This is a genomic window from Allofournierella sp. CML151 (assembly GCF_027853465.1).
Taxonomy (GTDB): domain Bacteria; phylum Bacillota; class Clostridia; order Oscillospirales; family Ruminococcaceae; genus Allofournierella.
Map to the genome: position 1 here is coordinate 50,799 of NZ_JAPNNW010000008.1, position 13,157 is coordinate 63,955.

At 63.8% G+C, this 13,157-nt stretch carries 11 protein-coding genes; 8 read left to right on the plus strand and 3 right to left on the minus strand.

The features are described from left to right. The first annotated feature begins 13 nt into the window (after positions 1–13). The gene (locus PH256_RS07615) at positions 14–481 is read left to right on the plus strand and encodes a hypothetical protein (RefSeq protein ID WP_270913636.1); all 468 of its coding nucleotides are present in this window, start codon (positions 14–16) and stop codon (positions 479–481) included. Beyond that, entirely contained in the window at positions 478–1,452 is a 975-nt protein-coding gene (locus PH256_RS07620; protein WP_270913637.1) for a DUF3658 domain-containing protein, read from the plus strand. The genes PH256_RS07615 and PH256_RS07620 overlap by 4 nt, the downstream gene beginning before the upstream one ends. 71 nt (positions 1,453–1,523) lie before the next feature. Here PH256_RS07620 and PH256_RS07625 read toward each other — a convergent pair whose 3' ends face one another. From PH256_RS07625 to PH256_RS07635, 3 genes are all read right to left on the minus strand, one after another. Next, positions 1,524–2,441, minus strand: coding sequence for a hypothetical protein (locus tag PH256_RS07625; RefSeq protein ID WP_270913638.1), 918 nt, complete (start codon positions 2,439–2,441; stop codon positions 1,524–1,526). Positions 2,442–2,718: 277 nt separating this feature from the next. Further along, on the minus strand, positions 2,719–4,713 hold the full coding sequence (locus PH256_RS07630) for a glycoside hydrolase family 13 protein (RefSeq protein ID WP_270913639.1): 1,995 nt from the start codon (positions 4,711–4,713) through the stop codon (positions 2,719–2,721). A 169-nt stretch (positions 4,714–4,882) separates the two neighbouring features. Then, positions 4,883–7,288: a glycogen/starch/alpha-glucan phosphorylase gene (locus tag PH256_RS07635; protein ID WP_270913640.1), complete on the minus strand. Its 2,406-nt coding sequence runs from the start codon at positions 7,286–7,288 to the stop codon at positions 4,883–4,885. Positions 7,289–7,699: 411 nt separating this feature from the next. On the opposite strand from PH256_RS07635, the gene PH256_RS07640 reads away from it, so the two are divergent. From PH256_RS07640 to PH256_RS07665, 6 genes are all read left to right on the plus strand, one after another. Then, the gene (locus tag PH256_RS07640; protein ID WP_087183910.1) at positions 7,700–8,134 is read left to right on the plus strand and encodes a cell division protein ZapA; all 435 of its coding nucleotides are present in this window, start codon (positions 7,700–7,702) and stop codon (positions 8,132–8,134) included. Then, positions 8,124–10,160: a U32 family peptidase gene (locus PH256_RS07645; protein WP_270913641.1), complete on the plus strand. Its 2,037-nt coding sequence runs from the start codon at positions 8,124–8,126 to the stop codon at positions 10,158–10,160. Before PH256_RS07640 ends, PH256_RS07645 begins: the two co-directional genes overlap by 11 nt. Positions 10,161–10,403: 243 nt before the next feature. Then, complete coding sequence (gene dut / locus PH256_RS07650; RefSeq protein ID WP_087179863.1) at positions 10,404–10,844, plus strand: dUTP diphosphatase; 441 nt, start codon at positions 10,404–10,406, stop codon at positions 10,842–10,844. Positions 10,845–10,867: 23 nt separating this feature from the next. Then, positions 10,868–11,113, plus strand: coding sequence for a DUF4321 domain-containing protein (locus tag PH256_RS07655; RefSeq protein ID WP_087183907.1), 246 nt, complete (start codon positions 10,868–10,870; stop codon positions 11,111–11,113). An 87-nt stretch (positions 11,114–11,200) separates the two neighbouring features. Further along, a complete protein-coding gene (locus PH256_RS07660) occupies positions 11,201–11,755 on the plus strand; it encodes a Maf family protein (RefSeq protein WP_270913642.1) in 555 nt (184 codons plus the stop codon). A 240-nt stretch (positions 11,756–11,995) separates the two neighbouring features. Then, positions 11,996–13,012 (plus strand): rod shape-determining protein, encoded by a 1,017-nt coding sequence (locus PH256_RS07665; protein ID WP_087183905.1) that lies wholly within the window; start codon positions 11,996–11,998, stop codon positions 13,010–13,012. Positions 13,013–13,157 lie beyond the last annotated feature (145 nt).

Genomic DNA, 13,157 nt, shown 5'->3' on the forward strand with positions numbered 1-13,157 from the left:
AGGAGGGCACTTTATGGAGCAGCGGCAGTTTCAATACTGGCAGTGGCCGGGCCTGCGCTGGCTTGTTCTGGCGGCTGGGGGATTGCAGCTGGTGAGCCTGGCCATGCAGATCAGCGACTGGCAGGCCATTGCCGGGGCGGGCATTTTCAGCGCCGAGGAATGGCAGCGCTATTGCGCCCGGGAGGCGCTGCACTGTGGCTGCTCCGGCCTGATGGCGGCGGGGTTTCTGGGCTGCTTTGTCATCGGCCAGCGGGCCAAAAGCCGACGGGCGGCCCGGCGGGCCGAGGGCGTGCTGCTGCTGGCGCTGGCCGTGGTCTGGGCTGTGGGAGGCGTCGGGCTGCGCATGGCCGTTGCGGTGGATTTGGGCCAGGAGCTCTTTGAACTGGCGGTGCTGGCAGCACTGGCAGCGGGGGGCGGAGTGGCTCTGTGGCAATCCGCGCGCCTGTCCAAAACAACGAGCGGGGAGGAAACAGCAAAATGATGGACGTGGTGTTCAGCCGCAGCGCCTGCGGCAGCCTGAAGATGGCCCAGCATTACGGGCAGGGGGAGTACACCGGCGCGGTGAGCGTGATTGTTGCTGCCCGGGAGGGGGAGGAGCGCACCGCCCCCGCGCCCGAGGTGCAGGCCGCCCGGCAGGCGGCGGAGCAGCGGGCCCGCCGGGAGTGGGAAGAAGCCCGGCCCCTGGGCGGGGACCCGGCCAACGTGTTCAGCCTGGAAGGCGGCTGGAGCATGGGCGACATTGCCGAAAGCCAGTTTCCCCAGGGCCGCCGCCGCTTGCTGGAACGGCTGTTTGCCGCCAGCTTCGGGGGCAGCGAGGCCGAGCGGGAGCAGATCATCAGCGAATCGCTGAACGAGCTGCAGGCAAACCTGCAAACGGTGCTCACCCGCAGCGCAAACGGCGAGGAGCTGCGCATCTGGTACAGCGCGGGCCCGGACGACGCCTGCGGCCTGTGCTGGCTGCTGGCAAAGCTGAACGAACTGGCGCACCACGGGCCGGTGCAGCTGATCAAGCTGCCGGTGTGGGAATATGGCGAGGGCGAAACCATGATGGCCTACACCGGCTGGGGCGAGATCGGCCCCGGCGAGTGGGGGCGGTATCTGCCGCTGGCCCAGACCGCAAAGCCCGCCCTGCTGCAGGCCTGCGCCGGGCGCTGGAAGGAGCTGCAGCGGGAGAACGCGCCCCTGCGGGTCTGCCTGAACGGCGGGCTGCAGAGCATGCCGGAGAATTTCTACGACAGCTTCCTTCTGCGGGAGCTGGAGCGGCTGCCGGAGGAATTTCTGGAGGCCTCGCTGGTGGGCAACGTGCTGGGCCGGTACCAGCTGGGCGTGGGCGACGGCTGGCTGGCGCTGCGCATCGAGGCCTTCTGCCGCCAGGGTCTGCTGGAGGTGGTGCAGGACGGCCCCGGCATCCGCCGCAGGCTGCGCCAGCACAGCGACTGGGCCAGTCTTTGAGCAAAACAAAAGCGAAGTGTCTCAGGACAAAGGGCGCTTCGCTTTTTTCTGTTTTTTTGCCATGGGGCCGGTCAGTCCTCCGGCCGCTTGAGGCGGCGGGGGCGGTGCGGGGCCAGAAAGTCCACAGCGGTGTTCGGGTCAAAGGGGCGGCTGGTCTGCTGGAGCCAGGCGGGCATCCGGTACTTCTGCGCCTGGGCAGTGGGGGCCGCATCTTCCCAGCGGCGGTGGGTCAGCCAGCGGGCCGGGTGGGGGATATACCGCCCGCCGCTTTCCTTCCAGGGGGCGCTTTCACACTGGGCGGTCAAAGCGGCCAGCATGGTGTTTACCAGTTCCTGACTGGGCCGCAGCGCCTTCCAGGCCAGCAGGGCGGCTCGCTTGTCCGCCTTGCGGGGATAGGCCTGCCAGAACCGCTCAAAGCTGTCCGGCGTTTGGGGGACGGTTTGCACCGGGGCTGTTTGCCGGGAAGTGGCTGGCGTATCGGCTAAAACGTGTTCGGGTTTTGACTCTGCTTTCGGTTCCGCGTTCCCCAATTTCTCAGAGGAGGGAGAAGGCACACGCCCGCCGCAGGCGGTGTATGTGTGTTGGGTATCTTCTTGGATATCTTTTTGGGTATCTTTTATAGCTCTTTCGGATTCGTCATTTGAATGTTCCGGATTCGTTTCTTGCAAGTGACGATTTTGAAACATGGAAGCAGCGGATTCGCTGATTGCATACCACAGGGTGCGGTCAAAGGCGAAACGGCCGAACCGCCCCTCCAGCAAAGCACCCTGGCGGACAAGACTTTTCAGCAGACGGCGGATTTGGGGCACGCTCCAGAAGGAAAAATGTTCCGCCAGCCGGGCGGCGCTGGCGTACATCCAGCAGCGGCCCTCTTTTTGGCAGTCCGGGTTTGATTGATTTTTCTCGCACCAGAACCGGATGTGATCCAAGAGAATGGCCTCCTCCACCCCGTACCGGGCGGCGATTTCGGTATCAAAGGAATAACGCATGTGTGACCCTCCTTTTGCTCAGAGATAAACCGGGAAAAACAAAAACCGCCCCCGGCGCGCCTGTTTTTTGCACAAAGCGCACCGGATGACGGCATGTAAAAAGGCGGGGTCAATGAATGACCTCGCCTGATCTTCTCAGTTTATATGGTAGCACAGGTCGAACCGGGCTTGCCAAGGGTCAAAACGCAAAAAAATCCGGGCTTTTCGCGGCGGGGAGGAGAGGACACAAAAAAGCCCCGCGCGGCGTTTGGGCCAGCGCGGGGCAGGGGTTGATGGGTTATTTTTCAGAGGCGGCTTGTTTCGGCTTTTTCTCCGCTTTTGCGGGGGTCTTGGCCGCCTTTTCGGCCTTGACATCCGCCTTTGCCTGGGCCGGAGCTTTGGCCGGTTCCGCTGCCTTTGCGGGCGGGGTGAGGCCCGGCTCTTCCATGGATTGCTTTTCCAGCGCCGGGGGCGGGGGCGGGGGAACGTCCTCCACCAGGATGGTGAAGCCGTAGGGGTTTACCTCGGTGTGCTTGCCGAAGGCCTCCTCCGCAATCAGCCGGGAGGACCGGTTCACGATGATCTCGGCCATCTGGGCACAGCCGGTGCGGCGGTAGTGCAGCACATCCCCCTCCGCCTTGATGATCTGCATGTCGCCCTCGGCGAAGGCGTCGCATTCCCGGCGCAGGTGGGCCAGCTGGCGCAGCACCGGGCGTACCCGGCTCTCGGTGGATTCCCAGTTGAAGTAGGCCCGGTTGAAGGGGTCCCGGTAGCCCTGCATGGCGATCTCGTCGCCGTAGTAGATGCTGGGCACACCGGGCAGCGTGAAGATCATGGCGTAGGCCAGCCGCAGCAGCCGCACGCCGTGGTCGTACCGGTCCCGGGGCAGGGTGCGGCCGCTCTGCCAGTACCGGTCCTTGCCGTCCGAGGGTTCGTCGGCAATGGCGGTGAGCGCCCGCTCGGTGTCGTGGGTGCTCATGAAGTTCATCAGGCAGTGCAGCGCTGGGGCCGGGTAATGCTCGCAGATGGCCATGATGTCCTCGGCGGTGTCCGCCGCGCTGCGGCCCTTCAAAAAGCCCAGCACCGCGTTGCGGAAGGGGTAGTTCATCACCGCGTCCAGCCCGTTGCCCAAAAGATAGGTCCGGCGCACGCCGTAGGCCTCCTTGGTGGTGGCGTCCTCCCACACCTCGCCCAGCAGGTAGCAGTCCGGCCCGTGGGCCTTCACCGCCTTGCGGATTTCCTCAATGAAATCGTCCGGCAGCTCGTCCGCCACGTCCAGCCGGAAGCCGGACGCGCCCAGGCTCAGCCAGGTGTCGATCACGCCGCCCTTGCCGCAGATGAACTCCCGGTAGGCCGGGTCGTTCTCCTGCACCTCGGGCAGGCTCTCGAAGCCCCACCAGCTGCGGTAGCCGCAGGCGTAGTTGGGGCCGAAATCGTACCAGCTGCGATAGGGGCTTTTGGGGTCGTGGTAGGCACCGCCCGGGCCGTAGCGGCCCTCCCGGTTGAAGTAGATGGAATCCGAGCCGGTGTGGCTGAACACGCCGTCCAGGATGATGCGGATGCCCTGACGGCGGGCCGCGGCGCACAGCTGGCGGAATTCCTCCTTGGTGCCCAGCAGCGGGTCCGGATTCAGGTAGTCGGCGGTGTTGTAGCGGTGGTTGGAATGGGCCTCGAAGATGGGGTTCAGATAGATCCAGCTGACCCCCAGCTCCTTTAAGTAGGGCAGCTTTTCCATGATGCCCGCAAAGTCGCCGCCGAAGTAGTCCATGTTCAGATAGCCGCCCTCTTCGTTGGGCCAGAAGTAGGGCTCGCCGTGCTTGTTCTCCCGGTAGATGCGGTCCGAGAAGGGCATGGGCTTGTGCTTTTTGCCCTCGTAGAACCGGTCCGGGAAAATCTGATACAGCACCCCGCCCTTGATGAGTGCGGGGGTGACGAAATCCGCCTCGTACACGGTGAGCTGCCACCAGGGACCGGTGGTCCAGCCCATCACAGCCTGGCCCATGGGGCCACGGAAGAGCTTGCGGAAATCGGAATACAGATCGAAATAGTAAAAGTGCAGCCCGGCCCGGCTCAGCGAAAGGGTCAGCGAGAAGCGGTTGATGCCCTCCTCGCAGCCGTCGAAGGCCATGGCGTGATGCACCGGCTCGCCGCCGTCCCGGATGAGCACCAGGTGCGGGCGCACGAATCCGTAATCGTAGGGGATGGTGAGCCGGAAGGTGACCTCCTGGCCGGTTTTTACCGCGCCGAAGGGGGTTTTATAGGCCGGGTCAAAGCTGTTGTATAACTGATCCACACAAACACTCCCAGAACAGAATACCGGCAGCAGCCGGGAAAAAGCGGATATCGAACAGGAAAAGGCCCCGGGGCCGGACTGGCCGGCGCCCGGGGCGAAGGGGTAGCCGCAGAGACTGCCCGGAAATCAAAGATGAGAAAACCGCAAGGGCAAGTGGTGCCCTAAAAAATTACTTTACGGGATGAGCGCCCCAGATGTCGCGGGCGTAGTCCAGCACGGAACGGTCGGCGCTGAACACACCGCTGTTGGCGATGTTGGCCAGACTCATCTGGTTCCAGCGGGTGCGGTCGGCATACAGCTTCTGCACGTCGGCCTGGGCGCGGCGGTAATCCTTGAAGTCGGCCATGACCATGTAGGGGTCGCTGGTGCGCAGGTTGTTGACCACCTCGTGGAAGCTCTCGCCGTTCCAGCCCTTCTCCAGGAAATTCAGCACCTCCATGGCCACCTCATCGCTGTTGATGAACATGGTGGGATGGTAGCCGGTGGCCTTCATCTGGTTCACTTCCTCGGTGAGCATACCGAAGATGATCTCGTTCTCCTTGCCGGCGGCGGCGGCAATCTCAACGTTGGCGCCGTCCAGGGTGCCCAGGGTCACAGCGCCGTTCAGCATGAACTTCATGTTGCCGGTGCCGGAGGCCTCGGTGCCGGCCAGGCTGATCTGCTCGCTCACCTCGCTGGCGGGCATCAGACGCTCGGACAGGGACACGTTGTAGTCCTCCAGGTAGACCACGCGCAGCTTCTCGCGCACGGCGGGATCGGCGTCGATCAGATCGCCCAGCTTGCAGATCAGACGGATCATCTGCTTGGCCATGTAGTAGCCGGGGGCAGCCTTCGCGCCGAAGATGTAGGTCTTGGGGGCGAATTCCGCATTGGGATGATCCTTCAGGTACAGGTACTGTGCGGCGATGTTCAGCGCGTTCAGATGCTGGCGCTTGTACTCGTGCATGCGCTTGACCTGGCAGTCGAAGATGGAATTGGGGTCGATCACCTGGCCGGTGGTCTTCTCCAGGTAGGAGGCGAACTCCACCTTGTTGGCCTTCTTCACATCCTCCAGGGCCTTGAGAACGGTCTTGTCGTTCTTGTAGGCGTTCAGCTTGGACAGCTGAGAAGCGTCGTGCTTGAAGCCCTCGCCGATGGTCTCGCTCAGCAGCTTAGTGAGGCCGGGGTTGGAGGCCAGCAGCCAGCGGCGGTAGGCGATGCCGTTGGTCACGTTCTTGAAGGCCTGGGGCTTATACAGGTAGTAGTCGTGGAAGACGCTGTCCTTGATGATCTGGCTGTGCAGCTTGGACACGCCGTTGATGGAGTGGCAGACGTAGCAGCAGATGTTGGCCATGCGAACCTGGTTGTCGCCCAGGATGGCCATGTAGTTGATCTTGCCCCAGTCGCCGGGGAAGGCCTTCTCGAAGTCGGCGCGGCAGCGGCGGTCCATCTCCTCCACGATGGAGTAGATGCGGGGCAGGGTGGAACGGAAGATGTCCAGATTCCACTTCTCCAGCGCCTCGCTCATGACGGTGTGGTTGGTGTAGGCGAAGGTGCGCTGGCAGATATCGAAGGCCTTATCCCAGTCGTAGCCGCACTCGTCCAGCAGGATGCGCATCAGCTCGGGGATGGCCAGGGTGGGATGGGTGTCGTTCAGCTGGATGGCTGCCTTCTCGGGCAGGGTGTCCAGGCTGCCCCACTGGGACAGGTGATTCTGGCAGATGTCGCCGATGGAAGCGGCGGACAGGAAGTACTGCTGGCGCAGGCGCAGAATCTTGCCCTCGCGGTGGTTGTCGTTGGGGTAGAGGATCTTGCTGATCAGCTCGGCGGAGGCGTTCTTGGTGATGGCGCTGCCGTACTCGCCGGCGTTGAAGCTGTTCATATCGAAATCGGGGGCCTTGGCCTGCCACAGACGCAGCTTGGCAACGCCCTGTCCGTCGTAGCCCTGCACGTACATGTCGCTGGGCACGGCGATAACGCTGTTGTAGTGACGGTGGGTCACATGATGGTAGCTGCCCTCCCAGCTCTCCTCAATGTCGCCGTCAAACTTGATCTCGATGCTCTGGTCGGGGTGGCTCTTCAGCCATACCTGGCCGCCGGGCAGCCAGTTGTCGGCCTTTTCCTGCTGCCAGCCGTCCACGATTTTCTGCTTGAAGATGCCGTACTCGTACAGGATGGAGTAGCCGGTGCCACAGATGCCGGTGGTGGCCATGCCGTCCAGGTAGCAGGCGGCCAGACGGCCCAGACCGCCGTTGCCCAGGCCTGCGTCCGGCTCTTCCTCGTAGATGCTCTCGATCTTGATGCCCGCGTCGGACAGAACCGCCTCGGCAACCTCGTTCAGGCCCAGGTTGAACAGGCTGGTCTTCAGGCTGCGGCCCATCAGAAACTCCATGCACAGGTAGTACACCTGCTTTGCGCCGGTGCCGTAGGCGCGGCTCTGGAACTTTTTGTGCTGGGCGCTCATCAGGCGGCGGGCGATGATGGCCAGAGCGCGGTAGATCTGCTGATTGCTGGCCACGTCCAGCGTGGTGCCGTATTCACTGTTCAGCCGCTCCTTGAGCAGCTTGTCAAATTCTTTCTTGGTGTATTTCGTCAACGTTTCTCCACTCCTCTTTTCAAAGTAGGTCGCTGCCAAAAAACTAAGGGTCCAAGGGGAAATCCGGCACACGGGGCGCTTCCGCTCTTCGGGGGTCCCGGGGCCGGGCGGCCTGGCAGCAGGGCTGCACATTTGGGACGGTACCGCGCGGGCAAACCACGCAATACCACTTTTCTATTTTACCAATTTATCCGGCCTGTTTCAAGAAAAAATACATTTTCGGTACAGGGGAAAGCTCTTTCCGGGGTCAAAAAGGTACGATGCGACAAAAAAAGGGGTTTTCTGTGGGGGTGCTTTATACTATAATAAGATTCAAGACGGCGGGCGGCTTTTTAAGGGCGGCCCGCCGCCGCTGAACGGAAAGATTCTCCGCGCCTTGCGGAGCCTTGTGAAAGAAGAGGGATTGTTATTATGCCGGTTACCAAAGTAAAACTGACCATCTGCGGGTCCAACTATATCGTATCCACCACCGATTCCGAGGAATATGTGAACCAGCTGGCCGAGCGCCTGGACACGGACATGACCGAGATCATGACCCAGAACCCCAGCGCCAGCGTGGCCGCCAGCGCCGTGATCAGCGCGCTGAGCTATCTGGACGAGCTGAACAAGAACGCCTCCAGCACCGACAACATGCGCGCCCAGATCAAGGATTATCTGGAGGATGCCGCCAAGGCCAAGCTGGAGGCCGAGAACGCCCGCCGTCAGGTGGAGAAGCTGACCGCCGAGCTGGAGGCGCTGAAGGCCCGGCAGGCGGCCGCCGCCGAGGCTGCCGCCCAGGCCGAGGAAAAGGCCGAAGAGGCTGCCGCCGAGGAGGCCCCTGCCAGCGAGGAAAGCAATGAACAGTAACGCCCCCATGGAGATTCTGGCCCCCGCGGGCAATATGGACGCGCTGACCGCCGCCGTGTACAGCGGGGCCAACGCGGTGTATCTGGGCCTGAAGCGGTTCAGCGCCCGGCGCACCGCCGGAAACTTTGATGCGGACGAGCTGCGGCAGGCGGTGAGCTTCTGCCACGGCCGCGGGGTGAAGGTGTATGTGGCCATCAACACCACCGCCCACCCGGCGGAGCTGGAGGGCCTGTGCGACGCCCTGGCCGACGTGTGCGCCGCCGGTGCCGACGCGGTGATTCTGCAGGACCTGGCGGTGGCAGCCCTTGCCCGCCGCATGGCTCCGGACCTGCCCATCCACGGCTCCACCCAGATGAGCGTTCACACGCTGGAGGGTGCGCTGGAGCTGGCCGAGCTGGGTTTTTCCCGGGTGATTCTGGCCCGCGAGCTGAGCCTTTCGGAGATTGAGCACATCGCCAAAAACTGCCCCATCGAGGTGGAGGTATTCGTGCACGGCGCGCTGTGCATGAGCGTTTCCGGCCAGTGCTACATGAGCGCCTTCCTGGGCGGACGCAGCGGCAACCGGGGCGGCTGCGCCGGACCCTGCCGCCTGCCCTTTGCGGCGGACGGCTCCGGGGCCTGCCATCTGAGTTTGAAGGACCTGAGTGCCGTGGGCAGCCTGCCCGCTCTGGCCGCCGCCGGTGTGGTGAGCGCCAAGATCGAGGGACGGCTGCGGGGCCCGGAATATGTGGCCGCCGCGGTGAACGCCTGCCGCAATTCCCTGGCGGGCCAGCCCTACGACGAAAAAGTATTACAGGACGTATTTTCCCGTTCCGGTTTTACGAACGGATATATTGAGGGGAAAATCAACGGCAGCATGTTCGGGGTGCGTACCGCCGAGGACAGCGCCGCCAGCAAGGCGGTGATGCCCGCGCTGCGGGAGCTGTACCGCCGGGAGATGCCCCGGGTGCCGGTGCGCTTCACCCTGCTCTGCGAGGAGGAGGGCTGCAAGCTCACCGCCGCCGACGGCGAGGGCAATACCGCCATCGCCTACACCCAAAGCGCCCCCCAGAAGGCGGAAAAGGACCAGCGGGCTGCCATCGAGCGGGCGCTGGGCAAGACCGGCGGCACGCCCTTCTATCTGGAGAGCCTTTCCATTGAGGGCGAGCCGGGTTATCTGCCGGGCAGCGAGTGGAACGAGCTGCGCCGGGCCGCGCTGGAGAGCCTGCTCAAAAAGCGCAGCGCCCTCAAGCCCTTGGCGTTCAACCGTCTGCCCCTGCCCGCCGCCCAGCGGCACGCCCTGCCCGCCAAGCTGCCCCTCTGGGGCCGGTTCGAGCACTGGGAGCAGGTGCCGGAAAACGCCGGAGAGCTGGCCGGGCTGATCGTGCCGGTGTTTGAGGCGGACCAGGTGCCCCAGAGCCTGCGGGCCAAGACCGTGCTGGAGCTGCCCCGGGCCATGTTCGGGGCCATGGAGCCGGCGGTGGCCAAGGCCATCGAGGCCACCAGAAACGGGGGCTTTGCCGGGTATCTGGCCCAGAACATCGCCCATTTCCGGCTGGCGAAGGGCCTGCCCCTCTACGGCGGCTTCGGGCTGAACATCACCAACCCCCTGGCCGCGGATACTTACAAGGCCATGGGCCTGCGGGCCATGACCCTGCTGCCCGAGGTGCCCTTCAACGAGATGACGGCCATCGCCCCCGGCGTGCCCACCTGGGCGCTGGTCTACGGCCACATGCCCCTGATGCTCACCCGGGCCTGCCCGCTGCAGAACGTGACCGACTGCGCCCACTGCGGCAAAAAGGGAGAGCTGACCGACCGCAAGAACAAGCACTTCCCGGTGCGCTGCGGCGGCGGTGTGCGCCAGGTGTACAACCCGGTGCCCCTCTACCTGGGCGACCGGGCCGGAGAAATCCCCGCCGACGCGGGCCTGCTGCTGTTCACCATTGAGTCGAAGGAGCAGGCGGCAAAGGTCATCGACCGGTACCGCAAGGGCGAGGCCTGGCCCGGCGAGTTCACCCGGGGCCTGTATTACAAGCCTGCCCAGTAATTCTGGGGCAACACCGCACCATTCACGCCTTGCGGCTCAGGCGGCGTATCGCACCAAAATTTTCCGTGGAATTTTCCAAAAATGCTCGCCAATCCACAAAGGATTGCCTGCGCTTTTTGGTTCATTCCGCAAAAAATTTTCCGGCGCGCTCCACCACCTGGAATGATGCGGTGTCACCCCAAGTTGATGCACAACAAAAAGTAATACTCGGTAAAGTTTCAACAGAAAGGAAATACCCTTCCCATGGAGATTCCATACATCCTCACCCGGCCGGGAGCCAAGGCTCCGGCCTATGCCACCCCCGGCGCGGCGGCGGCGGACCTGTGCGCCGCTCTGGACGCGCCCCTCACCCTGGCCCCCGGCCAGCGGGCCATCATTCCCACCGGCGTGGCGGTGCAGCTGCCCGGCCCCCAGTGGGTGGCCCTGCTCTGCGCCCGCAGCGGCCTTGCGGTGAAGCGGGGGCTGACCCTGTCCAACGGGGTGGGCGTCATTGACTCCGACTACCGGGGCGAAATCGGCGCCGGTGTGGTGAACCTGGGCGAGGAGCCGGTGACCGTGGAGCCCGGCGAGCGGGTTGCCCAGCTGATGATTCTGCCGGTGGCCCAGGCCGCCTTTGTGGCCGCCCAAAGCCTGGACGAGACCGACCGGGGCGAGGGGGGCTTTGGCTCCACCGGCCGCCTGTAAGCCGGGGAAGGGGAACAAACGCCATGAAAAACGCCCTGTTTCTGTGCTTCTGCCTGCTGGCGGGGGTCATCGCCGGGGGCCTGCTGGCCCAGCTCTGTGCCGGGATTCCGGCCCTTTCCTGGCTGGCCTACGCCAAGACCCTGCGCTTTGCGCCCCAGCTGGACCTGAGCGTGCTGCGCCTGAATCTGGATTTTGTGCTGGAGCTCAGCGCCGCCCAGGTGATCACGCTGGCACTGGCCATCTTTGTCTACCGCCGGGTGGAGATCTGAGCTCCCGCCCCGGCGCGCCCGGGTTTTCCCGGGCTTTTTTGTGAAAAAATCGTTCTGACTTGAAATAAACCAAAGGAGAAAATCGTTATGTCATTGGTCCTCGCATCCGGCAGTCCCCGCCGCAAGGAGCTGCTTTCCATGATCTGCCCGGAGTTTTCCGTCATCACCAGTGAGGTGGACGAGTCCGCCATCACCGCCCCCACCCCCGCCGAGACCGCCCTGGCACTGGCCACCGCCAAGTGCAAGGCCGTGGCGAAGGAGCACCCGGAGGACGTGGTCATCGGCTGCGACACCGTGGTGGACTGCGGCGGTGAGATCTTCGGCAAGCCCGCCGACCGGGATGACGCGGTGCGCATGCTGCACGCGCTCTCCGGCAGGGCCCATCAGGTGCACACCGGCGTGTGCGTGTGCAGGGGGGAGGAATGCAAGAGCTTCGTTGCCACCAGCACCGTGCGGTTTTATCCCATCGAGGAAGAGACCATCCAGGCCTATGCGGACACCGCCGAGCCCTACGACAAGGCGGGCGGCTACGCCATTCAGGGCACCGCGGCTCTGTTCTGCGAGGGCATCGACGGCTGCTATTACAACATCATGGGCCTGCCGGTTTCCCGCCTGGCCCGTCTGCTGCGGGAGTTCCGGTGATTTTTTGCGGAAAGCAGGCCGGAAAAAGTTTGAAGAAATTGAAAAAAAAGCCCCGCGCCCGTTGAGAATGCGCGCGCCTGCGGTTATAATAAAATAGAGTGCCCACCCGGCAATGGATGATGCCCGGCGGCGCTCGCTTTGAGTTTTGTCAACGAGGAGTTCAGTTTTGTCAACAAGAAGTTTAGTATAGAGAGCGTGCGCCCCGGTGTGAGCGCCTGTGAGAAAAGGAGAAACGTGTATATGTTCAGCAAGGATATCGGAATCGACCTCGGAACCGCCAACACCCTGGTTTACCTGCGGGGCAAGGGCATTATCATGCGGGAGCCCAGCGTGGTGGCTGTGGATACCAAGACCGACGAGGTGCGCAGCGTGGGCCACGAGGCCAAGGCGGTCATCGGCCGTACCCCCGGCAGCATCATGGCCGTGCGTCCCTTGAAGGACGGCGTCATCGCCGACTTCGACATCACTGCCAACATGCTGGCCCGCTTCATCAAGAAGGTCTGCGGCAACAGCATGTTCTTCCGTCCCCGCGTGGTCATCTGCATCCCCTCCGGCGTGACCGAGGTGGAGCGCCGCGCCGTGAAGGAGGCTGCCCTGAAAGCGGGCGCCCGTCAGGTAAGCGTGATTGAGGAGCCCATGGCTGCTGCCATCGGCGCCGGCCTGCCCATCAGCGAGCCCTCCGGCAGCATGGTGGTGGACATCGGCGGCGGCACCAGCGAGGTGGCCGTGATCAGCCTGGGCGGCATCGTGGCGGCCCGCAGCGTTCGCGTGGGCGGCGACGAGTTTGACCAGGCCATCATCGCCTACATCAAGCGCAAGTACAACCTGCTGATCGGTGAGCGCACCGCTGAGCAGATCAAGATCGAGATCGGCTCCGCCTACGAGCTGGAGGAGGAGAAGGAGATGGAGATCAAGGGCCGCAACCTGGTGGACGGCCTGCCCAAGAACATCACCGTGCATTCCGAGGAGATCCGCGACGCCCTGGCCGAGAGCCTGCAGAAGGTTGTGGACGCCATCAAGGAGACCCTGGAGCGCACTCCCCCCGAGCTGAGCGCCGACATCATCGACCACGGCATCATGCTCACCGGCGGCGGCGCGCTGCTGCGCGGCCTGGATGAGCTGGTACACCGTGAGACCGGCATCGACGTGCATGTGGCCGAGACCCCGCTGGACTGCGTGGCCGCCGGTACCGGCGCTGTGCTGGATCACATCGACCTGCTGGGCGACGTGCTGGACGACAACTCCACTCACTTCTGATCCGGGCCGCAGGGCCGCGCCCTGCCGCCGGAGCAAACGGGGCACGTAGGATTTTTGCATAAAACGCGCCCCCGGCAAACCCCACAAAACACCGGCGCGGGCGGCCCAGGCCGGGCGGCCCGCGCTCTTTCTTTATCCTTTATCT